Origin of the sequence: Pseudoalteromonas sp. SIMBA_162, assembly GCF_046535955.1 — a bacterium.
Classification (GTDB): Bacteria; Pseudomonadota; Gammaproteobacteria; order Enterobacterales; family Alteromonadaceae; genus Pseudoalteromonas; species Pseudoalteromonas marina.
Window position 1 is genome coordinate 1 of sequence record NZ_JAWJBQ010000020.1, and the last position, 26,134, is coordinate 26,134.

Here is a 26,134-nt window from a genome sequence, read left to right on the forward strand (position 1 = left end):
GCAGGAGAATGACCTGCTAAAAAAGTGGCAACGGTATCTGGCGGAAGTACATCAGAACGATTTGGATTCATCCAAAAATTCGGACAAGCCTTAGGTGTAAAATACTTGTGTTCTTGGCTTAATGTTTCGCGTAGTGGGTTTTATGCTTGGCGTGACAGAACAGTGTGTGTAGTGGTCAATAAAATTTGGCCACAGTTTTAGAATCTTGATATCTAACCTCAGATTCATTTGGCGCTAAACCGGCATTATAATTATGCGGCCTAACGTTATTGTAATATCCGTTGATATAATCACTAACGCTATATTTAGCATCTATAAAATTTCCATATCCAACCTTTGGCATCCATTCCGTTTTAAAGCTTCTAAAAAATCGCTCCATTGGTGCATTATCCCAACAGTTTCCACGCCTACTCATACTTTGTTTGATTTTATAGCGCCATAAACGTTGGCGATATTTTAAACTTGTATAATGACTACCCTGGTCTGAATGAAACATCAGTCCTGTCGGTTTTCCTCTGCTTTCATACGCGAGTTCAAGCGCTTTTAGCGTTAAATTAGTATCTGGCGACAACGGCATGGCCCAGCCAACTACTTTACGTGCAAATAAATCAATAATAACGGCTAAATAAGCCCAGCGATTGCCTACCCAAATATACGTCACATCACCGCACCACACGGTATCTGGCTCAACAACATCAAATTGTCTATCTAGCAGGTTTGGAATTTCAAGGTGTTCATTACCACCGCGTTTATATGAATGTTGAGGTACTTGGCAGCTTTCAAGCTTTAATTTAACCATTAGCTTAGCAGCACGATAACGACTCAATTCAAAATCATTGTTCGTTGCTATTGCCGCGATTGTCCGCGCCCCAGCTGAGCCACCGCTCATTGCATGTATTGCTTTAACTTCAGCCTCTAGCCTTACTTGCTCTGGCGTCGGCGTTGTATCCCGTACAGCCCAATATTTATAGCTGCTACGATGCACATTGAATACGTTACACAGCACGCTAATTGGGTAACGCTCTCGTTGATTTAGCTTCTCAATTAACGAGAATTGTTCAGGGAGTCGGACATCAAGAGAGCGGTAGCCTTTTTTAATATATCCTTTTCTAATTCGATGCGGTGGATTTGCTTTTTAAGTTCGCGGATTTCAATTTGCTCGGGCGTCATTGGCGAAGCCGATGGTGTCTGGCCACTCCGCTCTTGCTTTAATTGAGTAACCCACTTACTAACGGTTGATTTACCCACACCCATCGCTTTGGCTGCTTCTTCTTGAGTATAACTTTGGTCAACTACAAGCTGAGCGGTTTCTAATTTTATTGCTGCAGAATACGTTGCGCGTTTTAATTTCGTCATTTTTTCACCCAAATTTGTATGCTTATCAGCATAACATTTCTTTCTTAATGGGTGGCCAAAATCACTGTACCACTACAGTCAGCTAGAGCGCTGTTAGATGCTAATTTGTTGCTGAAGATAAAACACGTCTTCAATAGAAAAATTAACAAGACACTTATTATAAATTTTGCACTTTAAGCGGGTTAAAACAAAAACAACAACGATACCCATACAAATACTCTACAGCAATAAACGCTAAAAAATAAAATAAGCAAAACCGCAAAGCCAAATAGAACGTATTTTATTTATAACTCTATTTTTAGGCTATGTTATGAAATATCTCAAATACCTTCCTTTACTCGTATTCAGCGTGTTTTCGAATGCCAGTGAAAGTATTCCATTGAATGACTTATCCAGTTTACGATGGGAAAATCGCCTGATTATATTAAATAAACCTACAAATACTGATCACGCATTAAGCCTTATGAAAAACAGTTCAGAAGGGATTAATGACCGACACATAGTTTGGTTTATTTTGAAAGAAAGTGAGGCCTTAACTAACTACTCTGGTCGGTTATCCGAGTCGTTCATGTCAAATGTTAGGCAGCAATATCAACTCAAAAACAATATCGTTACTTTAATAGGAAAAGATGGGGGCATTAAATCTCAAGGAAGCACCATTGATGTTAAAGCACTTTTTTCGATCATAGATGCCATGTATATGCGACAGCGAGAAACACAACTAAAAAATTAAAAAGGGTGCCATTTAAAAATAAAAGCTGTGGGCTTGTTAAAGCATTGGGTTTAAATAAGTACTTTCACTAATAATATCGTCTAATGCTAAACTACAAAAAATTAATTACTTATTACAGCTATGGCATTTTACCTTCCTTTATTACAGCCTCACTTTAAACATATTGAAATAGGTGCAACACTTACCTCGCTTTGGAGCGGGTGTGGCAGTATTATTGAGTGCAGGCTTGATAATGTGCCTTGTGTTATAAAGGCGATTAGAATACCCAGCCACATAAACCATCCAAAAATTAAGCAAAGCGAATTTGCATTAAAAAGAAAGCAGCAGTCTTATAATGTTGAATATAATTTTTATAAGCATTACAGCGAGCATTTACCTAAAACAGCAAACAGTATTGAATGTGTAAGTGCTATTAATTGTGGAGATGAGTATGCGCTGGTATTTAAAAATTTTACTCAGTTTGGGTTTACGCAAGCCAGCTCGTTGCATATAAAGCCAATATTAAAGTGGCTTGCTCACTTTCATGCGTTTAATTTAAATAAGCAGCATGATGATTTGTGGGAGCAAGGGTGTTATTGGCATTTAAATACCCGGCCAGATGAATTTAACGCGCTTGAATCAAACCCTAATAACCAGTTTGATATAAAAGCGGCAGCTAAAAAAATAGCTTATCAGCTAGAACACCCTAAGTATAAAACGTTAATCCACGGCGATGCTAAGCTGGCAAACTTTGCCGTTAACTTAAATAATGAGATACGTGGTTACGACTTTCAGTACACAGGCGCTGGCGTTGGTATAGTCGATGTTATGTATTTTATGACGAGCTGCTATAGCTGTGAAGAATTACATGCTCATGCAACAAGCGAACTTACCTATTATTTTTATGAGTTAGAACATGCGCTGACTCAGTATCAACCTAATATACCTGCTCAAGCGGTAACAAAGGAATGGAAAGCGTTGTGGCCTGCTGCGTGGGCTGATTTTTATCGCTTTTTAGCCGGCTGGAGCCCGGAGCATTATAAAATAAATAGTTATATGCATGACCAAGTTGTGAGTTGGTTTGAAACCAACAGCTGAACTTTTACAATTGTGTTGTGCATAAATATCAAACAAACACATATATTTGCGCACAATGTATGAGAATTGGTTTAAAACTACAGGTCAAATGATCATTTTTAATATAAAATATCGCTAATTATTGTCTAAGTAGGTTTTCATCATGGCTATTCACGTTATTACTCATCCACTTGTTCAACATAAATTAGGTTTAATGCGCGCTTTCGGCATTAGCACTAAAAGCTTTCGTGAGCTGTGCTCAGAAGTTGGCACATTATTAACGTACGAAGCAACGAAAAATATTCCCCTTGAAGACAATGAAATAACCAGTTGGGATGGCAACAAACTTAACGTACAGCATATTAAAGGTAAAAAAATTACAGTGGTGCCTATCTTACGTGCAGGTTTAGGTATGATGGATGGTGTTATGCAGTTATTGCCTGCGGCTAAAGTGAGCGTAGTTGGCCTTCAACGCAACGAAGAAACGCTTGAGCCAATTCCTTATTTTGAGAAGTTGGTTGGTAACATTGAACAACGTCTTAGCTTGGTTATTGACCCGATGCTTGCAACAGGTGGCTCGATGATTGCTACAATAGACATGTTAAAAAAAGCGGGCTGTAAAGAAATCAAAGTTATAGTGTTAGTTGCAGCCCCTGAAGGGGTAGAAAAAACGTTAGCAGCTCACCCTGATGTAGAAATATTTACCGCAGCGGTAGACAGCCACTTAAACGAGAAAGGATATATAGTGCCTGGTTTAGGTGATGCGGGTGATAAAATATTTGGTACGGTGTAGTCGTCATTAATTAGCGTTAATTGTGTTTCGCGTTATGGGCAACGCAATCATCAAAGAGGCTTTCTGAGGAAGGCCTTTTTCGTGTTTGTTTATTACTTTATAACTGCAAAAAGCAATGTTTAAATTTAGGAGTGTGTAGTGAAAAGTAACGCAACGTTTTCAATTAAAACAATTTTAACCGGCGCACAAATGCTATTTGTTGCATTTGGTGCATTGGTATTGGTGCCGTTATTAACGGGGCTCGATCCTAGTGTGGCGCTATTTACTGCAGGTGTTGGCACATTACTATTTCAATTAGTGACTAAAGGGCAGGTACCAATATTTTTAGCCTCTTCGTTTGCGTTTATAGCTCCCATTATTGCAGGAGTACAAATGTGGGGCGTACCCGCTACGATGGGCGGATTAATGGCCGCTGGCGTTGCTTATATGTTGTTAGGTTTGTTAGTTAAATTTAAAGGTGTGGCGACTCTTCATAAAATTTTACCACCGGTTGTTGTTAGCCCCGTTATTATGGTGATAGGTTTAGCGCTTGCGCCTGTTGCAGTTAACATGGCAATGGGTAAAACAGGTGATGGCAGTGTTCAGCTTATTGATTACAACAGTGCTATTTTAATTTCCATGTTTTCACTTGTGGTAACGCTTATTTTTGCCGTGTGGGGTAAAGGAGTATTTAAGTTAATTCCTATATTGGCAGGCGTAATATCGGGCTATGGTTTATCGCTTGCGTTGGGGGTAGTGCAGTTTGATGCGGTAAGTAATGCACACTGGTTTGCTATTCCAAACTTTACACTGCCAGAGTTTAAATGGCAGGCTATTTTGTTTATGGTGCCTGTGGCCATTGCGCCAGCTATTGAGCATATAGGCGATATGATGGCTATAAGCCAAGTGACTAAAAAAGACTTTTTAAAAAAGCCAGGTCTGCACCGTACTTTGTTTGGTGATGGATTAGCAACATCTGCGGCGTCGTTATTTGGAGGCCCGCCAAACACCACGTATTCAGAGGTGACTGGCGCGGTAATGCTAACTAAAAACTTTAATCCAAAAGTAATGATGTGGACCGCTATTATTGCTATTGCTCTGGCATTTATTGCAAAAATGGGGGCTGGGTTACAAACGATACCGGTGCCTGTGATGGGCGGTATTATGATTTTATTATTTGGTTCGATTGCGGTCGTTGGACTCAATACGTTGGTTAAGTCGGGTGATGATTTAACAGCGCCTCGTAACTTAAGTATTGTTGCCCTTATTTTAGTGTGTGGCATTGGCGGTATGCACATAGGTAGCAGTCAATTTAGTTTAGAGGGCGTTAGCTTGTGTGCTGTTTTAGGTATAGTGCTTAATTTAGTACTCCCCAAAGTAGAGCAAACCGCTGCTTAACTTTGAACATTAGTTAAAATATTTGCACCAATTTGGCGCGTTTTAAACGCGCCTTTTTTATAACCTATTAAAAAGGTTATAAAAATAATGTTGGTCTAGTCCCTGCATTTAGTACTCTGTACACTATGTATTTAAGGAGTTACTATGTCAGAGGCCAATATTGTGGATATAACCCCGTTTTTAGCAAAGCATCAACTGCCTTTAAAGTATCAATATTTAAGTGAGCAGTACTTTGTACCTCTTGCGCATGACATTCTCGAATCAAAAAAATCATCAACTCCTCTTTTTGTTGGCATTAATGGTTGCCAAGGATCCGGCAAAACAACCCTTGCAGACTTTTTAGTCACGTGGTTTAGCAACAATACGTCGTTAAATACGGTCGCTTTATCAATCGACGATTTTTATCTAGGTAAAGAAAGCCGTAAGCAACTAGCTCAAGACGTACATCCTTTATTTGTAACACGTGGCGTACCCGGTACACACGATACCGACCTGATGAATAAAACAATTACTCAGTTATTAGCCGGTGAGGTGGGAGTAGCATTACCGCGTTTTAACAAACACCAAGACGACTGCGTTGCAGAGCAAGATTGGGTTAAAAATGTAGCGCCTGTTGATATTATGTTTTTAGAAGGGTGGTGTGTAGGAAGCGAGCCACAGCCGCTATTTTCACTAAGCGAGCCACTGAATGAATTAGAACAATTAAATGATAAAGAAGGTGTGTGGCGTCGTTGTATAAATAGCTGCTTAGCAAACGAATATAAATCTATTTTTAATAAAATAGATTATAAAATTATGCTCAAAGCGCCTAGCTTTTCAGATGTTTTTACGTGGCGAAAAGAGCAAGAACAAAAGCTAATAGCTAAAAGTGGTGTTGGTACAGGCACGATGACAGACGAGCAGTTAGTTTATTTTATTTCTCATTTTGAGCGTATAACGCGTGAAAACTTAAATACATTGAGTCGTAAAGCAAACGCACTCATTGAGCTTGATAGCAATCGAGACATAGTAAGCATGCACTTAACAAGTGATGATACCTTACAGCCTATTATTTTTACTGACTTAGACGGTACTTTACTCGACCATACAGATTACAACACAAGTAATGTAAGTGAGCTACTTCAGCAGTTACAAAGCGCACACATTCCTGTGGTATTTAATACCAGCAAAACATTTTGCGAAGTGGTTGAAATAAAAAACGAGTTGAACATTCAGCAACCTTTTATTGTTGAAAATGGCGCAGCAGTATTTATACCGCAAAACTATTTTGAGCTTAAGCCAATAGGCTGTAAAGAAGTGGCAGGTTATTGGTGTTACGCCTTAGCGTCTCCGCTATCAAGCTTGTTAAGTGATTTAGACTCATTAGATGCACAATATAAAGCACACTATAAATTATTTAGTGAGTTAAGCAGCGAGCAAATAAGCGAGCTTACCGGATTAAACAATGCGCAAGCTAGGCGCGCTCAAACACGCGATTACTCCGATCCTTTGTACTGGTATGGCAGTGATGAATTACTCGATACCTTTGTAAATGACGTAACAGCACTTGGCTACGAAATAAAGATAGGTGGCCGATTTATTCATATTGCTAAAAATACCGACAAAAGCGCTGCGCAGCAGTGGTTAGTTAAACAATTTACTCAACATTTTAGAAAGCCTCTCACAGTAATAGCCCTAGGTGATAGTGACAACGATAAGCAGATGTTAGAACACGCTGATATCGCCATCATCATCAATAACCCAAGCAGTAAAAAGCCGGTTAAATTATCGCATAACAAGGCACGTTATTCTCAATCGCCCGCGCCGCAGGGCTGGGTTGAAGAAATAACAACATTGCCAAGCATTAGCAGCATTTTAAATACTATTGAGGAGCAAAAATCACATGGCTGATTTTTATCAAAATGGCATTATCACGACTTTACATAATATTGCAGATAGACCGATTGAAGCACTAGAAGAAGAGCTAATAAGCTTTAGTAAACAACGCCCTATGGGGCTAATTCTCCCTTCTTTATTTAGTGAGTTAGAAGGTCCTGCACTACAAAATATAATAAAAGAGTTAAGAGAAGTGCCGTACTTGTCGCAAATAACAATTGGCTTAGATAGAGCCGATGAGCAGCAATACCGCCATGCACTTGGTTTTTTTAAAGAGTTAAACCAAAATCACAAAGTGTTGTGGAACGACGGCCCACGTTTGCAAGCACTTGATAAAGAGCTTCAAGAATTAGGCGTTGCACCAAGAGAGCTGGGTAAAGGGCGTAACGTTTGGTATTGCATGGGTTATAAGCTTGCAACCGCCGAGGTTGAGTCTATAGCGCTTCATGACTGCGATATTTTAACCTATGACAGAAGCTTACTTGCACGTCTTATTTATCCAGTTGCACACCCTCGTTTTAACTACGAGTTTTGTAAAGGATTTTACCCGCGTACAGCCAACGGCAAAATTAATGGGCGCGTATCGCGTTTATTAGTCACACCTTTGTTACGCTCATTTAAAACAATTTTAGGTAATACAGACTACCTTGAATATATGGATTCGTTTAGATACCCATTAGCGGGTGAGTTTTCGTTTAGGCGCGACGTATTAAACGATATTCGTATTCCAAGTGACTGGGGGCTTGAAATAGGCGTATTAAGTGAAATGTATCGAAACTATTCGCACAACCGTTTATGCCAAGTAGATATTGCCGATAACTACGATCACAAACATCAAGCGTTGTCGCTTGACGATCAAAGTGCCGGTTTGTCTAAAATGTCGATTGATATTACCAAGGCATTATTTAGAAAACTCGCTACGCAAGGGGTGACATTTACTAGCGAAACAATTCGTTCATTAAAAGCAACGTACTACCGAATTGGCTTAGATTTTATTGAAACCTACCACAATGATGCGCTTATGAACGGACTAACACTGGATGTTCACCAAGAAGAAAAAGCCGTAGAAATGTTTGCACAAAACATTATGGAAGCAGGCCAACACTTTTTAGATAACCCAATGGAAGCGCCATTTGTACCAAGTTGGAACCGAGTGGTATCGGCTATGCCTGATGTATTTGAACGTTTAAAAGAGGCGGTAGAGCTCGATAACGAAGAATACAGTTAAGTTAAAAAAATAAATATAAAAACGGTTAAAGGAGTCGCGTGTGAGTACAGTGAATGAATTATTTTTACAGCGAGTAGAGCAGCACCTACACATTATTTACCAAGATGTTGAGCTGCCTATATCGATAGCAGAGTTTGCACAGCAACTCATTAAAATTATTTTAGGTGACAGTCCACTTCGCGACCCAACTCCACACACTAACCGATGGGATGAGCAAGACATTGTACTGATTGCTTATGGTGATTCGATTATAAAGCACGACGACACTGAGTTTGCGGTAGCAAACCCAATCGAAGCACCACTAAAAACCTTGCATCGATTTATAAAAGAGCAGTGCGATATGCAAATTAACGCCCTGCATATTTTACCTTTTTACCCGTATAGCTCTGACGAGGGGTTTGCGGTGATGAACTACGTGCAAGTCAACGAGTCGTTAGGTGATTGGGAAGACATAAAACGCATTGCTAAAGATGTAAAGCTAATGGCTGACTTAGTTATTAACCATTGCTCTAGCCGAAGTGTTTGGTTTGAAAACTTTTTAAATGATTTACACCCCGGCAAAGATTACTTTAAAACTGCAAGCTTAAGCGATGATTTAAGCCAAGTTGTTCGTCCGCGCACATCGTCTTTACTCAATACAGTAACAACTCCCAGTGGTGAAAAGCATGTATGGTGTACGTTTAGCCATGATCAAGTTGACTTTGATTTTGCAAACCCGGAAGTTTTGAAAGAGTTTGTAGGCATTATTCGTCATTATTTAGATAACGGTGTGAGGCTTTTTAGGCTCGATGCAGTGGCGTTTTTGTGGAAACAACTTAATACAAGTTGTATTAACCTGCCACAAACCCACGAAGCCGTTAGGCTAATGCGCACACTTATTGAGCATGTTGAGCCAAGTGTGGTGATCATCACTGAGACAAATATACCAAACCAAGAAAACCTGTCGTATTTTGGTAATGCCAATGAAGCGCATGCTATTTATAACTTTGCTTTACCTCCGTTACTACTGCATACCTTATTAAGTGGTGATAGTTCGGCACTCAAGCATTGGATGATGAGCATGCCACCTGCGCAAAACGGTACCGCATACTTTAATTTTATAGCGTCTCATGATGGTATAGGGCTTCGTCCAATTGAGGGATTATTACAGCCAACTGAAGTGGCGTCGCTGGTCAGTACAACCATGCAATTTGGTGGTCGCGTTTCAATGCGAACCAGTAACGATGGCACCCATACACCGTATGAATTAAATATTGCGTTATTTGATGCAATGCAAGGAACACATAATGGGCCTGACAAATTTGGCTTTGAGCGTTTTATGTGCGCGCATGCCATTATGTTCGCGCTTGAGGGGATACCTGGCTTATATATTCATAGTTTACTTGCCACTACCAATGATTATGAGCGTTTTGAAAACTCGCAACACAACAGGGCAATTAATCGCCATCGTTGGCAAGAATCAAAACTGTTAGCCGCAATTGGTGAAAAATACAGCCATCATCACAAAGTGTTCACTTCAATTAAAAACTTATTAGGTGTGCGCAAAAAACAACGTGCATTCCATCCTAATGCCACTCAGTTTACGTTACATCTTTCTGGTGGATTATTTGGCTTTTGGCGCCAGAGTATAGACCGCAGGCAAAGTATTTTTTGTGTATTTAATATTAGCGATAAACCGCAAACACTTTTATTAGCTGACTTAAATTTAATTAATACTCAGCAGTGGTTTGACTTAGTGTCAGGAAAAACAATAGAGGAAGGGCAGTTAACGATTGAACTTGAACCGTATCAATGTGTTTGGCTAAGTAATATAAAATAACAAATAGGCCGGGCAAGCGTTGCCTGGCCTATTATTCACTTTAAATTAAAGCTTGTAAGAAAAGCTTACATAACCAAAGCGGCCAATGTTATCGTAGCTTGCGCTACCGGCGCCTGTACCGCGTGTACCGTATGGTAGTTTACGGTTAAATAGGTTATCTACACCTACTTTAACGCCAACACCGCTATCGAAGCTGTAACCTACAGTCATATCGGTAATAAAGTATTTACCGTAGCTCATGTTGCTATTAGGGTTTGAGTTTTGAGCAAGTTCAACATTTGTATAAAGGTCTACTTCGTCAATAAAGCGTGTTTCAACAGTGCTGAAAAAGCGGTCAATTGAGTAGCTTACAGATAGATTTGCTTGCCATTTAGCTTCGCCAGAAGTACCTGCTGCTTCAATAAAGTTGCTTGGATCATCTTGGAAAGGGTAGTCTTTTCGTTCAATTAAGTAAGTACCAATTAAACGTGTTTTAAAGCTACCTTCTAAGGCTTCAAAATCGTAGCCTAGTTCAAAATCAACACCTGATGCTTTTTGACCCGCCACGTTTAATACAGAGTTTTGGATTAACGAAATTTCGCTGTTTGCATCTCGCGTAATTAAATTACAGTACTGGTTGTTGATGCCAGTAGTGCTGTCTACACAGCGGTCAAGAATATCTTGCGCGCTGATTGTATCAATGGCATCTTCAAGTTCAATTTCCCAGTAATCGATAGTTAATACTGCGTTGTCAATAAACTCTGGTTGGTAAACAATACCTACCGTTGTACTTGTTGACTCTTCACCTTTTACGTCACGGTTACCGCTTGTTAAGCCATTTAAAGACGCTGAATCGTAGTCTGAGTTAAAATCGGTTGCTACACCTAATGCAGCACAGTTAGCGCGGCGGGTCGTGCTGTTTGACAAGTCATTTAGGTTTTCAGCACGACATGGATCGTCAACACTGTAGAAAGTTTGGCTAGGTGCACCAAATACTTCACCAATATTAGGTGCTCTAAGGGCAGCAGATTGCGTTACTCGAACGCGTAGCTCGTCGTTTACTGTCCAATCAAGGCCTAGTTTCCAGCTAGTTGCTTCGCCAATCGTACTGTAATCGGCATGGCGCACTGCGGTATCAAACACTAAGTCTTGAATAAGCGGTAAATCAGTTAAGATAGGCATTGAAGCTTCAAAAAATACTTCACGCACGTTAAACGAGCCTTTATCTTCGCCTAGTGCGTTAAAAAATGTACCTTCTGCATTATCTGGCTCGTTCGTTTCGCTTTCTTCTTTACGATACTCTGCGCCAAAAGCAATACCTACATAACCGGCTGGTAGCTCAAAAATAGCGCCGTTTGCAAGCGAGGCAGATACAACAGTTTGCTCAATGGTCGAGTCGCCAATAGACACTGTGTTTATGTAATCAATGGCTTGTTGGCTTGGTGCGCCAAAGCCCATAATATTAACAGGTACACAGCCATCAGCTTGCGCCTCTGCGCTACGACACACAATATTACCATTTGCATCTTCAACGGCATCAAGCGCATTAAAGTAGTTTGCTAAAATCATGTTAGCGCCATTTTCGCGCTCTAATTCTGTTTTACCGTATACGATTGATGTATCTAGTTCCCAATCTTCAAATACAGTGCCTTGTAAGCCTGTAACAAAACGGGTTGTTTCACGGGTGTTGTTTTCAACGCGGCGGCCTAAGTCAGTCATCATGCGGTTAACCATGATTGACTCAACACCTTCTTCTTCCATACGCGCTTTAATGCTTGGGTCTAGGTATGGGTTATCTAGCTTAATGCTGTTGTCGCTGTCAAAAAAGAAAAACGCAGGTTGACCTATGCTTTCGCCTTGGCTATTTACATATTTAGCGTCGAAGTAAGCGTTTAAATCATCAGTCACATCGTAGTTAACTTTAAAGTTTACGTTGTAACGTTCAAACTCAGGTTGAATTTCTTCAAACTGACCTAGGTTAAAAAAGTCACAGTTAGCACATGAAAGGCCGTCAACATTGTCACCAATGTATAAATCGCGAGCGGTACTATCTGGGTTGAAGCTATTTGTGTAACCATTTTCTAATGCATAAACACCTGCGTTGTTGATCGCGTAGTAACCAGCGTTAGGTGTTAGTATTTTGTCTGGAAAGTCTGCGCTGTCTTTGTTTTCATCGGTTTGTGCCTGATTACGAAGGCTTCTGAACGATGTGCTAGTCCATGGGTGGTCTAAAGCATTTAACGACTCTTGTGAAGAATACTCTACTGCAAAAGCTGCATTACCACGATCATCATTAAAGTTTGAACCGTATGAAAAAGTCGCTTTTTTGTTGTTATAGCTATTTAGGTCGGCAAAGCCACGGGTTAGGTTTACATCTAAACCTTCAATATTATCTTTTAATATAAAGTTAACCACACCCGTTACGGCGTCAGCACCATATACAGCAGAGGCGCCACCAGTAATAATTTCAACACGTTCAATCCATACGCTTGGAATTGTATTAGTGTCAACTGATTGAGAGCCCGCAGAGCTTGATACGTGACGTTTACCGTTTACAAGTACAAGTGTGCGGTCTGTTCCCATATTACGTAAATCAAGGATGTTTAAACCTGCAGTACCTATAAAACGACCAGAGTTAGCCATTGAATAAGTGCTACCCAGTGCAGGAAGGTTATTTAATGCTTCACCAATATTAACAGCGCCACTATTTACAAGTTGATCGCCACTGATTACGGTTACGGGTGCCGGTGCAATTGCGCCTTCACGTAATATGCGTGAGCCTGTTACTTCAACGCGTTCTATTTTTTTTGCTACTTGCTCTTCTTGAGCTAATACTGTGCTACTCGCTGTTGCAGCAGCGGTTAGTAGTGCACATTTAATGCTGTTAGAAATTAAAGAATAATGTTTCATGAGTTCCCTAATGGGTGTTTGTTATGAAAAAATGCTTAACAAAATTGGCATAGTTAAATAGCAACATTGTCATCACATTTGGCTAAAGAACTAACGATTATTACACGCTCGTAAATAAGATTAAACCCTCTGAAAGCCTATATGTTGTTGTGTTAAGGTTTGAAATTAATTTTATTTATAGTGTTTTAAGTTGTTACTTTTGTTTAAATTATGATGACAATAAGATGGGGTTTTTCTTGGTTGTTTACCTTTTCTGGCCGCGTTGTTTACATTGAGTTATTAATATTAAAATTGGCGCGGTATTTTTGATCTATTTGCTGTTTATTTGACTCGTCAAAATGATAGTTAAATTGCAGATGTAATTAACAGGTGTGTTTGTTAATTGTGCTATTAAGTTACTTAAATGTATATTTTTGCTGATTTAGCGAGCGGGGCGTTCAATGGTGTTATTAAAATAAATGTTTAAATTGAGTAAATTTCATCATCTTTATTAAATGTGTCGTTATTCATTTGTTGATCTAGATATATTCAATGTTAGTAAGATAGGTAGTTATTTGATTTTAACTTAATGCTGACAATCACCACTAATAATTTGTAAACCCCCTTTACAGCATATAAAGAGTGATTGCTGATTCGTTACTTTATTCTGTTTACTTGATACAATTTGTATTATCAGTTTTTTTAGGGTTTTTCATGAAATACACTTACCTCATTATTGTCATTTTATTTAGCTCGCTCAGTTATGCTAGCGAGACTATTGATCTAGAATTAAACATGAAAAACACAGGGCTTGCTTATAAAAAAGCGGTACAAGCTAGCCAGTTAACAGAGTTTAATACCGCAATTGATGAATTTATTAAGCTGGTTGAAGTAAGCAAAACGGCAAAGTTTTACAAGAAGCCCGAACAGTCGGTTAAGGGGCTTGATAAAGTGCTTACACAAGCAAGGCTTGCTAAACAAGCGGCTAATCAGCAAGGGCTCACTGCTGCTAAAGTACCGCTTAAACGCATTGATGATTTACGAAAAAAATATCATAAACTACATGAGCCACCAGGCTTTTTTGAATTATTGTTTGGAAAGTAAGGAATAGTTATGGAAATTTCGGTTTCATTATTAGAAGGCCAAAAGCAAAGTGCTAAATTTGGTGATTTGGAAGTCATTAGCGATCAGAGTATTTCGGCTGGTGGTGGTGCAGAGCACCCAGAACCATTTGACTACTTTTTAGTGAGTATGGTTTTGTGTGCAGGGTTTTATGCGCGAAAATTTTGTGAGCAACGTGACATTTCTACAGAAGGTATGACACTTACACAAAACAACGAAAATGTAGATGAAAATGGTAAAAAGTTATTTTCAATCGAAATTAATTTGCCTGATGGTTTTCCTCAAAAGTATAAAAAAGCATTAATTGCGGCAGTAAATACATGTACTGTTAAAAAAGTAATTCAAGCTGTGCCTGAGTTTTCTGTTGTTGTAAAATAAGTTCACCAATATGTAGGTAACTTTAACGAGTTACCTCTTTCATTTTAATACCCTTGCCTTGCCGCTCACCCTAAAATACGACGTTTTCAGATAGCTATAAATACAACAATTACGAGTTGTAATTTGGTGTGTTTTTTATTGGTTTTTCAATATGTGATGCTTTTATAAGCACTCTTGGTGGCTATTTAAACAAATAAATCAAAAAGTAATCACTTAGTTCAAAAATACTGGCTATTCATGTTTAGGCTGTTATAACTATAAACACAACAATAAAAATAGTTAAACATATTTACAGTAGATACTGAGGTATTTTATGAGCGACGCAATACAACAAGAACAAATAGATCAAGGGGTAATGGAGACCTTAAGAGAGCGCGACCATAGTGCCTTAGCACAGCAAGTTAACCATCTTGGCTGCGATAATAACGACATTATTGAGCTACTAGCTTATTATATGGCGTTGAGCGAGCAAGAAAATGATGAATTATTTGATGACTGGTACGATAATCTATCAAAAGACCAACATACTGTTTTAAAAGTATTTGAGGTATATAGAGGCCAATACGAACATCAAAATTAAATCTTTATTTAATTAATAGCTTGTATTGGTTGTGTACTAAGATTAATTGATAAAGATTATACGGCGGTTAATTTGAGTAAGAGTTAATACAAGTTAGCTTTTAACATTTTGTCGATAACATTACTTATATTACAGATAAAGGCGTGCTTTAAAGTGCTAAATTCAGAATCGATAAAAGCGAGAAACAATGTAAAGGTAATTGGTAGCGGCTCTAAAACATTGCTATTTGGACATGGATTTGGATGTGACCAAAACATGTGGCGTTTTTTAACTCCTTATTTAGAAAAGCAGTTTAAAATTGTACTGTTTGATTATGTGGGTTCAGGTAATTCAGACATATCTCAATACAATAAACAACGATACAAAAAACTAGAAGGTTATGCCTTAGATGTAATAGAGGTGTGCACAGAGTTAAATTTATCGGATGTAGTATTTGTTGGCCATTCGGTAAGTGGAATGATAGGCGCGCTTGCGGCAGTTGAAAGGCCTGATTTAATTAGTAAATTAATTATGGTGTGTCCTTCTCCTTGCTTCTTAAATTTTCCGCCAGATTACCAAGGCGGGTTCGACAAAGAAGACCTACAAGAATTATTAAGCTTAATGGATAAAAATTATATTGGTTGGGCTGACTATTTAGCACCACTGGTTATAGGTAATACTAACTCAGCTGAGTTGATTGGCGAGCTTTCAGGTAGTTTTTGTTCAACTGATCCTGTAATAGCCAAAAATTTTGCAGAGGCGACCTTTTTTTCTGACTATCGTTTTTTACTCACAAAAATTATACAACCTACACTCATTTTACAAAGCGAAGATGATGCACTCGCTGATGTTTCTGTTGGCCAGTACATTGAAAAGGAAATACAATCGAGTTCACTCATTGTTATAAGTGCACAAGGCCATTGCTTGCAAATGACTCACCCAGAGATTGTAAGTCAATCTATTATTGATTACGTAAAGCAATAAGCGTGAAATCCATTAAAACAGAAAACAAAAAAGAATCTTACTCAGCTGACTGTTTTCTCAGTGGTGCCTTGATCACAGATTCTAAAAATACGATTATTTATGTAAATAGCTATTTTGAAGAGCATCTTTATTGGAAAAGTGATGAACTAGTGGGTCAAAATATAAATAAAATTTTGACCAAATCATCAAGAATATTTTTTCAAAGTTATCTTATTCCTACCTTGCTTCACGAAAAAACATCCGAAGAAATGCAGCTAATTATTTTTAATGGACAAGGGATAAAAACCCCCATGACCATTAATGCTCAAATAAATGAAGAGGGGAAGGTGTTTTGGAGCCTTTTTAATTCATCAAAGCAGGATCAACTTTATGATGAGCTAATAAAAACACGAGAAAAACTAGAAGAGCAGGCTGAAGAGTTAAAGTCTTTAGCTTCTACTGATGAGCTAACTAATTTGTTAAACAGAAGAGAAATGAATTACCGCAGTACTTTACTGTTAGAGCAATCGTTAAGATCAAAGCAGTCTGTAGCCTTGCTTGTTATAGATATAGATAATTTTAAATTAATTAATGATACTTTTGGCCACTTAGAAGGCGATCGTGTTTTAAAAGAGCTTGGGCAAGCACTAAAAAGTTTTGGACGACAAACCGATTTAATTTCCCGCTATGGTGGTGAAGAATTTTTAATCATGCTACCAGACACAGATAAAAAAGGGGCCTTACTATTTTGTAATAGATTGCATGCCATTATTGCGGACATATTAGTCGATAATAAGCCTGTGACTGTGAGTATAGGTATGACCATAAGTAATACAATAAACACATTTATAGATTTATTTACACAAGCAGACAACGCTGTTTACCAAGCAAAATCGCTTGGTAAAAATAGAACTCAGCTGTTTGGGGACGATAACACTATTTAATGATTAGTATCGTTGTTGCATGTATTGTTGAGGAGTGAATTGCTGGGTTGCCAAATTCTATCCCATATTTTATCCATATCATTGAAGCTTGGACGTTGACTTATTTTGTCAAAATTACTGGCTGTGACTCCCTCTGAATTTATTTCACCTACTTGAAAATTAAACACATACTGACATTCCATTCCCATGCGCAAGTCTGACAAAATCACTTTGTTTTGCTGCTCTCTTACTGAATAGAACCCTTTTGTAAACCATTGCAAGCGTTTTACACCCCATTCATTTTTAATGTTATTTAATAGCGAGGGATTAGTAGGATATGCACTAAGTGTTACCTCGCCGGGTTCATCAAATACAGAGGCATAGCCTTCATAGTAATGATCGTCAGACATAACAACGACTCGCCAAAGCAAGGTAGTAAGTGGCGCTGGTGTGCTTATATACTTCTCATACGTAATGTTTTTGTTGTTTAGCGCCGTTTTTACTTTGTCATCAATCATGACTTTCAATGCAAAAGACGTACATAAATAAAGTGAGCTTAATCCAAGCGCAATACTATTAATTTTGTAGGCGGTGTTTGATGATACTTTAGGAAGTAACGTACACACGACTCCTAGCAATAATGGAAGTGTATAAAGGGGATCAATTATAAACATATTTGATAACGCAAAAGGGTGCTCAGTAAACGGCCACATTAATTGGGTGCCATATACGGTAAAACTATCTAGCAATGCGTGGGTTGATAAGCACAAAAACACTAACCAAAACCATCTCACTTTGTAAGTTTGCATGCCAGAGTGTAATTTTAATATAAGCCATACGATAAGTGGGCTTATTAATAAATGGATAAAGAAGGAATGGCTAAAACCGCGATGATAAGTAAATGACTCTACAGGGCCGCCATAAGGTAAAAAAACATCTAAGTCGGGCAAGGTGCCAAGCGCTGCACCCCAAAATACCGCTTTACGACCAATTTTATTGCCTAGCACGGCGTAGCCTACAGCACTACCCAAAGCAACCTGTGTTAACGAGTCCATATCAATCCTTTATTGATTATAAGTCTGTTTATACTGATTAAAAGCGTAAAAAGGCCACTTATAATGCAAGCTTTGGTTTTATAAAATCTAAAAATGCAACAATGCGAGACGACACCGCACTGTTTTTGTAATAAACGGCTTGTATATCTTCTCGGTGGTTTGGTGTTTTAATACTATTTGGTAAAACATTGACTAACCTACCAGCTTTTAAATCGTTTCCAATCATAAAATGCGAGAGTAAAGCAATGCCTTGGTTTGCTATACATAGTTGTCTAATTGTTTCGCCGCTGCTTGCTGTGATTTCAAACGAAAGCTTTGAGGGTATGTTAAGAGGCCAGTTATTGAGCGCGGGTGAGTCGGTAAAGCCGATAAGTTTATGTTGGCCCAAATCGCTTGCTTGAGTAAGTTCAGGTGCGTTTTTCAAATACTCAGGGCTTGCGACCAAATGCAATTTACTGGCCCCCAACTTTTTTGCATACAGGTTTGAATCTTTTAAATCACCAATACGTATGGCTAGGTCAGTTTTATGCTCAAGTAAATCAATAATGCTGTCGTGAGAGGTAATATCAAGCGTAATGTGGGGGTACTGCATATTAAACTCAGCAATCAAAGGTACCAATTGGTGCAGTACAAAAGGGCTTGCTGCATCAATACGTAACTTTCCACTGGGCGACTGTTTTAACAGTTTGATTGCCTCTTCGCCGGTTTGTAATGTGTTTAAGCCATCACGAGCATATTTAATAAAGGTATGGCCCTCTTCGGTTAGCTCTAATCGGCGAGTGGTCCTGTTTAGTAACGTACATTGTAATGTATTTTCAAGACGAGACACGGCACGCGACACTTTTGCTACTTGCTGATTAAGCAAATTCGCGGCTGCTGAAAAACTCCCGCTATCTACTACCGTTAAAAACATTTCTAAGTCTTCGGTTTTTGCATGCTGAGCCATATTTTAGCACCTTACTTTTGCATTTTTTACAAAAGTATTTTGTCACTAATGCTATTTTTTGCAAACACATTTTTAGTCAAACTGTAAGTCTTAACTAATAATGAGGATTTAATTATGCCATTGGCTTTGTGGGCGCTAACCTTAAGCGCATTTGCAATAGGAACAACCGAGTTTGTAATAGTGGGATTAGTGCCTACTATTGCAAACGATTTAGGCGTAAGCCTACCTTCAGCGGGTTTGCTAGTGAGTTTATATGCGGTAGGTGTAGCTATTGGTGCACCCGTACTTACTGCACTCACCGGGAAATGGAATCGTAAAATTGTACTTATAAGCTTAATGGGCTTATTTGTGCTGGGGAACTTATTAGCATGGCAAGCGCCAAGTTATGAAACATTAATACTTGCGCGTATTTTAACAGGCTTAGCCCATGGGGTGTTTTTCTCAATTGGTTCTATGATTGCCACAAGCTTAGTAAGTAAAGATAAAGAGGCCAGCGCTATTGCAATTATGTTTACGGGACTCACGGTTGCACTTGTAACAGGAGTGCCATTAGGAACGTGGATTGGTCAGCATTTTGGCTGGCGTGCAACATTTTTAGTGGTATCAGTGTTGGGCTTAATAGCTTTGGTAGGAAGTGCTATTTTGGTACCCAAAAACTTGAAGCAGTCTATCCCTGCAACCTTTAAAGAACAGCTTCAGGTTATTGTTAAACCGCGTTTATTACTCGTATATTTAATGACTATTTTAGGTTATGGCGGCACATTTACAGCATTTACCTATTTAGCGCCGATTCTAGAGCAGGAAACTGGCTTTGCACCCTCAGCTATTGGTTTAATTATGCTGGTTTATGGTGCATCTGTAGCAGTAGGCAATATTTGGGGTGGAAAACTTGCGGATAAACGCGGCCCAATAAGTGCACTCAGTATTATATTTAGTGCTCTTAGCATTATTTTATTGGCACTTACATTTACCATGGATAATAAAGTAGCTGCCGTACTTACAATTTTAGTTTGGGGCGCCTTTGCGTTTGGTAACGTGCCAGGCTTACAGCTTTACGTTGTAAAACAAGCACAAAAACATACACCTAATGCTGTGGATGTTGCATCTGGATTAAATATAGCCGCTTTTAATATTGGTATAGCACTTGGCTCAATCATTGGTGGAAGCGTAGTGGAAAGTATGACTCTGCGAGACACAGCATGGATAGGCGCCGTTATTTCTGCATTAGCACTTATAGCGACTCGTTACAGTGGCTTGCTCGATAAGCGTGAAATTCAGCGAGCATAAAGTGTAAACTTTGTATCATTAAACCCTTGAAACGCATTTTTATAACCTCATAGCTACTGTGAGGTTATTTTTTGAGAAAGTAAAAGGTGTATTTTTTAACGCTATTCAATAGCTGTATTTTAAACCAACGTATAAGGATAGATTCATGACACAACGTGTAATTGAAATGCCGAATTTAGGTGTTGGAACATTTCGTTTAGAAGGCGATACTGCATATAAATCGGTAAAAATGGCATTAGATGTCGGGTTTCGCCATATAGACACAGCGCAAATTTATGGTAACGAAGAGCAAGTAGGCCAAGCCATTAAAGACAGCAACATTCCTCGCAGCGAAATATTTTTAACGACTAAAGTGTGGAATAACAAACTCAATAAAACTGATTTTATTGCAAGCGTAGAAAAGTCTTTAGAAAAGCTGCAAGTAGACTCTGTTGATTTATTGCTTATTCATTGGCCTGCGCCATCAAACGATGAGCCAATGAGTGAGTACCTAACTGAGCTTTTAAAAGCTAAACAGCTTGGTTTAACAAAACATATTGGCGTGTCTAATTTCACTATTGCAAACTTAAACGAAGCAATGCAAACGCTAGACTCGCGTGAAATATTTACTAACCAAGTTGAGGTACATCCGTACTTAACCAATACAAAATTACGTGCGTTTTGCGCTCAGCACGGTATACACGTAACGGCTTATATGCCGTTTGTGGTCGGTAAAGTACTAAAAGATGAAACGATTCTTGATATAGCGAATAAGCATAACGCTTCACCTGCGCAAATTGTAATTGCTTGGGAAAACGCAAATGATATGACTACTATTCCATCGTCAACCAAGCGTAAAAACTTGGAAGATAACTTTAACGACCATGTTAAGTTAGACGATGAAGACATTGCCCGTATTGATGCACTTGATTGTGGCGACCGCCAAGCAACGCCTGATTTTGCGCCGCAGTGGGATCAGTAATAAAATACGCAACATGATATTAGGTGTAGTAAAGCTGCACCTTTATTTTTAAAAAAGGACGCCCTATGTTAACGGTAATTGCCACAATCGCGAGCAAAAATATTGATGCAGAAGTTGTATTAACCGCGCTCGAAAATCTGCAAAAGTACTCACGCCAAGAAGTAGGCTGTCTACGTTATGAGCTATCGGTAAAAAGTGACGCGCAGCAAACGACTTATTTAGTGACTGAACAGTGGGCATCAGATGAGCATTTTGAATCGCACAAAAACGAGCCACATTTTAAAGCTTTTGGAACACAAGTTACCGGGCTTCTAACAAGAAGTAATATTGACGTTTACAACACCATTGGCTAGTAAAAAGCAATCTTATTAGTTAGTTAGTAAAATACAGTAGCGACGTAAACATATATCGCCATTTGCGTTACTCTGTATTTTAAACCCCAAGCTTGTATAAATCTCAGCCGTATTTATTTAATCGATAAATCGTACTTTAAAATAAGTGCATCTATGTAACGGGCACGCAATGTGTGTTGTTTTTCGTGATCAGCCCCGTGCCCTAATGCTTTATTGAGCAGCTTCATAGCGGGGTGAAGCTGCGTACGCTCTTGTTGGTTTAAACTTCCTTTAGTGCGCAATTCAGTAATATCGTCTACCAGCAAGCGGCCTATATCCACACATACTATTTCGTCAATTAACCCGTTTTGTGTCAGTACACCGTATTTGCTGCATAAAAACTGTTGCCACACTTGCTGTAAATGCTCGTCTATTTCGCAGCCAAATAATTCTTCATTAAAATTAAAGCCTTGCTGAGCAAGTTTACTCAGGCTTGCTGTGTACTGCTGCGCAAAGTAATTAAAGGCATTGCTTGAGGATTCAATTTTTTGTTTTATTAGCCCTTGCCCCCAATTTACACAACCTCGCGGGTAATAATCATCGTACTCTTCACATTCATACAAACCAGAATACGAGCTGCAACTTAACTGGCTTTTTATACAATAACTTGGTTTAGGAAAAATACTTTGCTGCTGCCATGTATCTAGTTGCTCGGCGTCAATATTTAAAGCATGGCAAAGCTCATCGGTGGTATAAAAATGAGTGGCTAAGTAGTCAGATAAACGCATAAAGGCTCGCTTAAAGTTAAAAATACAAATACTGTTTAAATGTACAGTGTTTGTATTTTGTATTATCAAACTAAATAACACAAGCCATTTTACGTTTATTATTAGCTTAGGCCTGCAAAAATGCGTGTAAGTATGTTACAAATAACGCAAGTTTTATAAATAATGAATTTTTATGCGCACCCTAGAACAAATTAAACAAGCAAGCTTAATTACTGCTATTAAAACCCCGTATTTAGCTAATGGTGAAATAGATTTAGCCAAGTATGACGAACTCGTCGAAATACAAATTGCAGCGGGTGTAGATGGCATTGTGGTTGGTGGTACAACCGGCGAAGGCCAGTTAATGAACTGGGAAGAGCATTTAATGCTTATTGCGCACAGTGCAAACAAGTATGGCAATCAGTTACTAATTGTTGGTAATACAGGCAGTAATAATACACGCGAGGCAATAAAAGCCACTAAATATGGCTTTGCAAGTGGAATGCATGCAGCGCTGCAAATTAATCCATATTATGGCCGTACGTCTATTGCGGGTGTAAAAGAGCACTTTAAACGCGTGCTCGATATAGGCCCTGCGTTTATTTACAACGTAGCAGGGCGCACAGGGCAAGATTTAACACCTGATATTATTGAGCCATTAGCAAAACACCCTAACTTAATTGGTGTAAAAGAATGCGGTGGTAACGAGCGAATTGCACATTACGAGCAGCAAGGTATTGCGTGCTGGTCTGGTAACGATGACGAAGCGCACGACGCACGCCATGTACACAAAGCCCACGGTGTTATATCGGTTACCTCTAATCTTATTCCTGGGTTGTTTCGCCAGCTAATGGATACTAAGAATGATGCGTTAAATAGCTCATTACAACCTTTAATGAACTGGTTGTTTTGCGAGCCAAACCCGATTGCAATAAACACGGCATTGATGATGACGGGCGCGGTAAACCCCGTATTTAGATTGCCGTATTTGCCACTGAATGATGAGCAGCAACAAATAGGGTTGCCACTCATTAATCAGTTAAATGAAGCCGATGTAGTAGGTGGCAAGGCGCGTTTACTTAACAGCGATGAAGTATTAACTCTTTCTTAATTAAGATTTAAGCCAAAAGTGAAGCGTAAATGATTTCACTTTTGGCCTATTTTATTGCCAGTAATAATTTAATTTAAATTTCCAGCTTGTTAAGTTTGCATGCTTATAACTGAAACGAATGTCAAAATTTTGATTAATTGGAATTGATATTTCAGCTTGAGTTGATGACTTCTCATCATTTCCTAAAATAAATTGTTCGTGAGAAGCTCTTAATTTTATATCTGAGTATAGTGTTGTTATTACACCTAGTTCTAACGATGAATCATAAATCTTGTCTGTAGCAGCGAGATCTCCAATATACCCGTTAGCAAGCGTAAAAATTAAGGTTTTATTATTGTTGGTAAGATAAGATTTACCTATTCCCCCCATTAAAAACGTGTTTGTGCAGCTTCTGCAAAGTGTATTCTGTCTTTCAAAACCAGCATTAATTTTCCATGATAAGTTATTTTCTTGTGGCCATTCAACGTAGGCTGGTGAAAAGGACTCAAGGTCCAGTAAGTGTAGTTTATCTAGGTACACCTTAGAGTTTAAAATTGAGACTTCGGTATCAACCATTTCTAAATTAGAAAACGCAATGCGTGCAACATCTGACGCTAAGGAATCAAAATAACTTAGCCTAAATCCTAACCCTAGGTTGTGCTGTTCATTTACTCGTGTTGAAGAAACAGAAATGTTTGACGGCTTTTGCCCTTTGTGAGGCGCTTGTTGGGTATATGATGAGACTAGCACTTCATTACCAATTGGGAGTGTTAAACGCGTTTTAATAAGCGCCTTTTTTAAGCTTTTAATATGGTCAATATTGTGTTTTTTTATTTGCTGTAATTGGACTAGTTCAAATAATGTTTCAATAATTCGCTTTTTACTTTTTATATTGAGTGAGGTGAAATCATTTTGCTCAAGAAAATCAGGTGTTTTGTATATTTTCTCTGCAATGTTTGATTCGTTGGCAGTCAGCTTTTTCATGTACTCAATAAAAACAGTACTCCTAGATGGCGTAAAGAGTACGTCTTGAACCAGCTTTTTATTGTTATAAGTTGCCTGATTTAATTTTGAAAAAACAGTTGTAGGGATCATCCAAGGCGAACTGTTATTTGTTAACTGCTCTCCTATAACAAGCTCTATTAGCTGCGCAATATGAAAAGCACAGTTTTCATCAGCAAAATAGTAATCGAATTGCGCACCGAGTATTTCCCATAAATGATTAGCAATAAACCTTGTATCGTTATTTTTTAAGGCTAACTTATATTCCCAAAGGTCTCTTAGTTCTATCTCGCCATAATTATGTTGGTGGCGGTAAAACAATTGATCTGAAAATCCCGCTTTATAACCGCCAAACAAGCCTTTTGTTATATAAACTAGTCCATTTTCGTTATCCGGTACATGAGCACCATAGTTTATGCTGTAATCGAGTAGTTTATTATTTTTGGCTGATGACCGATTTAGTTTTAACAACAAATGCCCATAAAGTGATGCGGGGTTACTCATATAACCCGATGCAAATATTAGGCTTATAGAATGTATAGGCTGCTCATCTCGCCATTGTTCTAGTTCAATACAGGAGGATTTAGGCTGCGTAAATGTGAGCCCTTGTTTTTGTAGCCACGTGTATCTTGCTGGGTATTTGCATTGTGTTAATGGATTTGAATTAAAGCTTTGCACAGTCGCTTTTAGTTCTTCAAAAGGGCTTGTTGCTCCCAGTGGAGATATAAAAAATGACGTGTTTGTAATATAGCTCTCATTAAACGCTGGTTTTTTGTAATGGCCTAAACTTAGCCATGTGGGATGTTGTGCTAATTGTTTTAATGTTGTTGATGCTTGAATATTAAACGAAGCAATAAAAAAAATAAAAATTATTGAAGAATGAATTTTCATAAATACCCAACGGGCTTGGGGTAGAAGAGCTAAAAGGGCTAAATTAGCCCTTTTATATATTATATTGCAGAACAGTTAGCTGAGAACTGGCTAGCAATGTTGCTTTCAACAAGTGTGTAAAGAGCCTGAGCATCGTTTACAGATGTTTGAGCAAAATCATTACGTATTGTTGAGATCATTTGCGTGTGAGCTGCGCTGTCACAACCACGTACATTAAGCATTGCTGAGATGTACTCGCCTTCACCTTGTGCAATTTCTTGCTCTAAGATTGGGAATGTTTGTTGAATAAATTGTGCAGTTTTAACGTTTGCACCTTTACAGCTTTCTACAGATGAAACATTTGAAGAAACAGCTGTTGTTCCTAAATCCCAAATAATGTTTGAGATAGCAGCGGCTGTACCATTATCAGGAAAAACCATTGCACCGATACCACATTGTTGCCATGGGTTAACATCTGCTTGCGCTGGGGTTACTACGAAAGCACTTGCGAATACTGCTGCAGTTAAACATCTTTTTATCATTATTAAATCCTTATTTAAATGTCCCTTAAATGGGGCTTGAATTCTATACATAAGAAAGCTGTAGAGCAATAACACGTTTAAAAAAAATTAATAATAAGTATATTTTGTAAATTTTTATGAGGTAAATATTTTTGCGAGAAGTGAGATTGCGGCTACTTTGTGAAAGAAACTCTTGGGTTACAGGTAAGGTACTTTAATAAAACAAAATATTTAAATAGTAATATTGTTTAAA

23 protein-coding genes and 1 pseudogene are annotated in these 26,134 nt (G+C 38.5%); 17 read left to right on the forward strand and 7 right to left on the reverse strand.

The window, feature by feature from the left end; translation table 11 throughout:
• Positions 1-159, forward strand: a pseudogene (locus R0J88_RS14600) (IS3 family transposase); the annotation flags it as partial.
• A gap of 16 nt (positions 160-175) precedes the next feature.
• Here R0J88_RS14600 and R0J88_RS14605 read toward each other — a convergent pair.
• A protein-coding gene (locus tag R0J88_RS14605; RefSeq protein ID WP_410900255.1) for an IS3 family transposase occupies positions 176-1,356 on the reverse strand; the annotation gives its coding sequence in 2 pieces (ribosomal slippage) (positions 176-1,098 and positions 1,098-1,356; 1,182 coding nt in all).
• Between the two features lie 310 nt (positions 1,357-1,666).
• Between R0J88_RS14605 and R0J88_RS14610 the strand changes: the two genes are divergently transcribed.
• From R0J88_RS14610 to R0J88_RS14640, 7 genes are all read left to right on the forward strand, one after another.
• On the forward strand, positions 1,667-2,089 hold the full coding sequence (locus R0J88_RS14610; RefSeq protein ID WP_410900256.1) for a DUF4174 domain-containing protein: 423 nt from the start codon (positions 1,667-1,669) through the stop codon (positions 2,087-2,089).
• A gap of 120 nt (positions 2,090-2,209) precedes the next feature.
• Positions 2,210-3,166: a kinase gene (locus tag R0J88_RS14615; RefSeq protein ID WP_410900257.1), complete on the forward strand. Its 957-nt coding sequence runs from the start codon at positions 2,210-2,212 to the stop codon at positions 3,164-3,166.
• A 142-nt stretch (positions 3,167-3,308) separates the two neighbouring features.
• Positions 3,309-3,938, forward strand: coding sequence for a uracil phosphoribosyltransferase (gene upp / locus R0J88_RS14620; RefSeq protein ID WP_006791732.1), 630 nt, complete (start codon positions 3,309-3,311; stop codon positions 3,936-3,938).
• A 138-nt stretch (positions 3,939-4,076) separates the two neighbouring features.
• A complete protein-coding gene (locus tag R0J88_RS14625; RefSeq protein WP_410900258.1) occupies positions 4,077-5,315 on the forward strand; it encodes a uracil-xanthine permease family protein in 1,239 nt (412 codons plus the stop codon).
• 144 nt (positions 5,316-5,459) lie between these two features.
• Complete coding sequence (locus R0J88_RS14630; protein WP_410900259.1) at positions 5,460-7,205, forward strand: HAD-IIB family hydrolase; 1,746 nt, start codon at positions 5,460-5,462, stop codon at positions 7,203-7,205.
• Positions 7,198-8,418 (forward strand): hypothetical protein, encoded by a 1,221-nt coding sequence (locus R0J88_RS14635; RefSeq protein ID WP_006791735.1) that lies wholly within the window; start codon positions 7,198-7,200, stop codon positions 8,416-8,418. The genes R0J88_RS14630 and R0J88_RS14635 overlap by 8 nt, the downstream gene beginning before the upstream one ends.
• Positions 8,419-8,458: 40 nt before the next feature.
• The gene (locus R0J88_RS14640; RefSeq protein ID WP_010556278.1) at positions 8,459-10,237 is read left to right on the forward strand and encodes a sugar phosphorylase; all 1,779 of its coding nucleotides are present in this window, start codon (positions 8,459-8,461) and stop codon (positions 10,235-10,237) included.
• 45 nt (positions 10,238-10,282) lie between these two features.
• Here R0J88_RS14640 and R0J88_RS14645 read toward each other — a convergent pair whose 3' ends face one another.
• Positions 10,283-13,126, reverse strand: a complete 2,844-nt coding sequence (locus tag R0J88_RS14645; RefSeq protein WP_410900260.1) for a TonB-dependent receptor domain-containing protein — start codon at positions 13,124-13,126, stop codon at positions 10,283-10,285.
• A gap of 693 nt (positions 13,127-13,819) precedes the next feature.
• Here R0J88_RS14645 and R0J88_RS14650 point away from each other — a divergent pair.
• From R0J88_RS14650 to R0J88_RS14670, 5 genes are all read left to right on the forward strand, one after another.
• Positions 13,820-14,209: a cytochrome b562 gene (locus R0J88_RS14650; RefSeq protein WP_039037452.1), complete on the forward strand. Its 390-nt coding sequence runs from the start codon at positions 13,820-13,822 to the stop codon at positions 14,207-14,209.
• Positions 14,210-14,218: 9 nt separating this feature from the next.
• Positions 14,219-14,605, forward strand: a complete 387-nt coding sequence (locus R0J88_RS14655; RefSeq protein WP_008127939.1) for an OsmC family protein — start codon at positions 14,219-14,221, stop codon at positions 14,603-14,605.
• A 313-nt stretch (positions 14,606-14,918) separates the two neighbouring features.
• Complete coding sequence (locus R0J88_RS14660; protein ID WP_410900261.1) at positions 14,919-15,185, forward strand: hypothetical protein; 267 nt, start codon at positions 14,919-14,921, stop codon at positions 15,183-15,185.
• A 153-nt stretch (positions 15,186-15,338) separates the two neighbouring features.
• Positions 15,339-16,148 (forward strand): alpha/beta fold hydrolase, encoded by an 810-nt coding sequence (locus R0J88_RS14665; protein ID WP_305471124.1) that lies wholly within the window; start codon positions 15,339-15,341, stop codon positions 16,146-16,148.
• A gap of 2 nt (positions 16,149-16,150) precedes the next feature.
• Positions 16,151-17,071 (forward strand): diguanylate cyclase, encoded by a 921-nt coding sequence (locus R0J88_RS14670; RefSeq protein WP_410900263.1) that lies wholly within the window; start codon positions 16,151-16,153, stop codon positions 17,069-17,071.
• Here the strand turns inward: R0J88_RS14670 and R0J88_RS14675 are convergent.
• Positions 17,068-18,105, reverse strand: a complete 1,038-nt coding sequence (locus tag R0J88_RS14675) for a metal-dependent hydrolase (RefSeq protein ID WP_410900264.1) — start codon at positions 18,103-18,105, stop codon at positions 17,068-17,070. The two genes, R0J88_RS14670 and R0J88_RS14675, sit on opposite strands and share 4 nt — an antisense overlap.
• 58 nt (positions 18,106-18,163) lie before the next feature.
• Positions 18,164-19,051 (reverse strand): LysR family transcriptional regulator, encoded by an 888-nt coding sequence (locus R0J88_RS14680; protein ID WP_008127930.1) that lies wholly within the window; start codon positions 19,049-19,051, stop codon positions 18,164-18,166.
• Between the two features lie 114 nt (positions 19,052-19,165).
• Here R0J88_RS14680 and R0J88_RS14685 point away from each other — a divergent pair, with 114 nt between their 5' ends.
• From R0J88_RS14685 to R0J88_RS14695, 3 genes are all read left to right on the forward strand, one after another.
• Positions 19,166-20,338, forward strand: coding sequence for an MFS transporter (locus R0J88_RS14685; protein WP_006791745.1), 1,173 nt, complete (start codon positions 19,166-19,168; stop codon positions 20,336-20,338).
• Positions 20,339-20,483: 145 nt separating this feature from the next.
• Positions 20,484-21,299: a 2,5-didehydrogluconate reductase DkgB gene (dkgB, locus tag R0J88_RS14690; RefSeq protein ID WP_410900265.1), complete on the forward strand. Its 816-nt coding sequence runs from the start codon at positions 20,484-20,486 to the stop codon at positions 21,297-21,299.
• A gap of 65 nt (positions 21,300-21,364) precedes the next feature.
• Positions 21,365-21,652 carry a putative quinol monooxygenase gene (locus R0J88_RS14695; protein ID WP_410900266.1) on the forward strand — a complete coding sequence of 96 codons (288 nt, stop codon included), beginning with the start codon at positions 21,365-21,367 and terminating at the stop codon, positions 21,650-21,652.
• Between the two features lie 113 nt (positions 21,653-21,765).
• On the opposite strand, the gene R0J88_RS14700 is transcribed toward R0J88_RS14695, so the two are convergent.
• Positions 21,766-22,419, reverse strand: a complete 654-nt coding sequence (locus R0J88_RS14700; RefSeq protein WP_008127925.1) for a DUF6058 family natural product biosynthesis protein — start codon at positions 22,417-22,419, stop codon at positions 21,766-21,768.
• Between the two features lie 172 nt (positions 22,420-22,591).
• On the opposite strand from R0J88_RS14700, the gene dapA reads away from it, so the two are divergent.
• On the forward strand, positions 22,592-23,509 hold the full coding sequence (gene dapA, locus R0J88_RS14705) for a 4-hydroxy-tetrahydrodipicolinate synthase (protein WP_305471135.1): 918 nt from the start codon (positions 22,592-22,594) through the stop codon (positions 23,507-23,509).
• A 51-nt stretch (positions 23,510-23,560) separates the two neighbouring features.
• Here dapA and R0J88_RS14710 read toward each other — a convergent pair whose 3' ends face one another.
• Complete coding sequence (locus R0J88_RS14710; protein ID WP_058429198.1) at positions 23,561-25,381, reverse strand: DUF4105 domain-containing protein; 1,821 nt, start codon at positions 25,379-25,381, stop codon at positions 23,561-23,563.
• A gap of 59 nt (positions 25,382-25,440) precedes the next feature.
• Positions 25,441-25,902 carry a DUF3015 family protein gene (locus R0J88_RS14715; RefSeq protein ID WP_410900268.1) on the reverse strand — a complete coding sequence of 154 codons (462 nt, stop codon included), beginning with the start codon at positions 25,900-25,902 and terminating at the stop codon, positions 25,441-25,443.
• Positions 25,903-26,134 lie beyond the last annotated feature (232 nt).

Coding starts and splice junctions, on each gene's coding strand:
- R0J88_RS14610 (WP_410900256.1), top strand. CDS start 1,667: ATGAAATATCTCAAATACCTTCCTTTACTCGTATTCAGCGTGTTTTCG.
- R0J88_RS14615 (WP_410900257.1), top strand. CDS start 2,210: ATGGCATTTTACCTTCCTTTATTACAGCCTCACTTTAAACATATTGAA.
- upp (WP_006791732.1), top strand. CDS start 3,309: ATGGCTATTCACGTTATTACTCATCCACTTGTTCAACATAAATTAGGT.
- R0J88_RS14630 (WP_410900259.1), top strand. CDS start 5,460: ATGTCAGAGGCCAATATTGTGGATATAACCCCGTTTTTAGCAAAGCAT.
- R0J88_RS14635 (WP_006791735.1), top strand. CDS start 7,198: ATGGCTGATTTTTATCAAAATGGCATTATCACGACTTTACATAATATT.
- R0J88_RS14645 (WP_410900260.1), bottom strand. CDS start 13,126: ATGAAACATTATTCTTTAATTTCTAACAGCATTAAATGTGCACTACTA.
- R0J88_RS14650 (WP_039037452.1), top strand. CDS start 13,820: ATGAAATACACTTACCTCATTATTGTCATTTTATTTAGCTCGCTCAGT.
- R0J88_RS14655 (WP_008127939.1), top strand. CDS start 14,219: ATGGAAATTTCGGTTTCATTATTAGAAGGCCAAAAGCAAAGTGCTAAA.
- R0J88_RS14660 (WP_410900261.1), top strand. CDS start 14,919: ATGAGCGACGCAATACAACAAGAACAAATAGATCAAGGGGTAATGGAG.
- R0J88_RS14675 (WP_410900264.1), bottom strand. CDS start 18,105: ATGGACTCGTTAACACAGGTTGCTTTGGGTAGTGCTGTAGGCTACGCC.
- R0J88_RS14680 (WP_008127930.1), bottom strand. CDS start 19,051: ATGGCTCAGCATGCAAAAACCGAAGACTTAGAAATGTTTTTAACGGTA.
- R0J88_RS14685 (WP_006791745.1), top strand. CDS start 19,166: ATGCCATTGGCTTTGTGGGCGCTAACCTTAAGCGCATTTGCAATAGGA.
- dkgB (WP_410900265.1), top strand. CDS start 20,484: ATGACACAACGTGTAATTGAAATGCCGAATTTAGGTGTTGGAACATTT.
- R0J88_RS14695 (WP_410900266.1), top strand. CDS start 21,365: ATGTTAACGGTAATTGCCACAATCGCGAGCAAAAATATTGATGCAGAA.
- R0J88_RS14700 (WP_008127925.1), bottom strand. CDS start 22,419: ATGCGTTTATCTGACTACTTAGCCACTCATTTTTATACCACCGATGAG.
- dapA (WP_305471135.1), top strand. CDS start 22,592: ATGCGCACCCTAGAACAAATTAAACAAGCAAGCTTAATTACTGCTATT.
- R0J88_RS14710 (WP_058429198.1), bottom strand. CDS start 25,381: ATGAAAATTCATTCTTCAATAATTTTTATTTTTTTTATTGCTTCGTTT.
- R0J88_RS14715 (WP_410900268.1), bottom strand. CDS start 25,902: ATGATAAAAAGATGTTTAACTGCAGCAGTATTCGCAAGTGCTTTCGTA.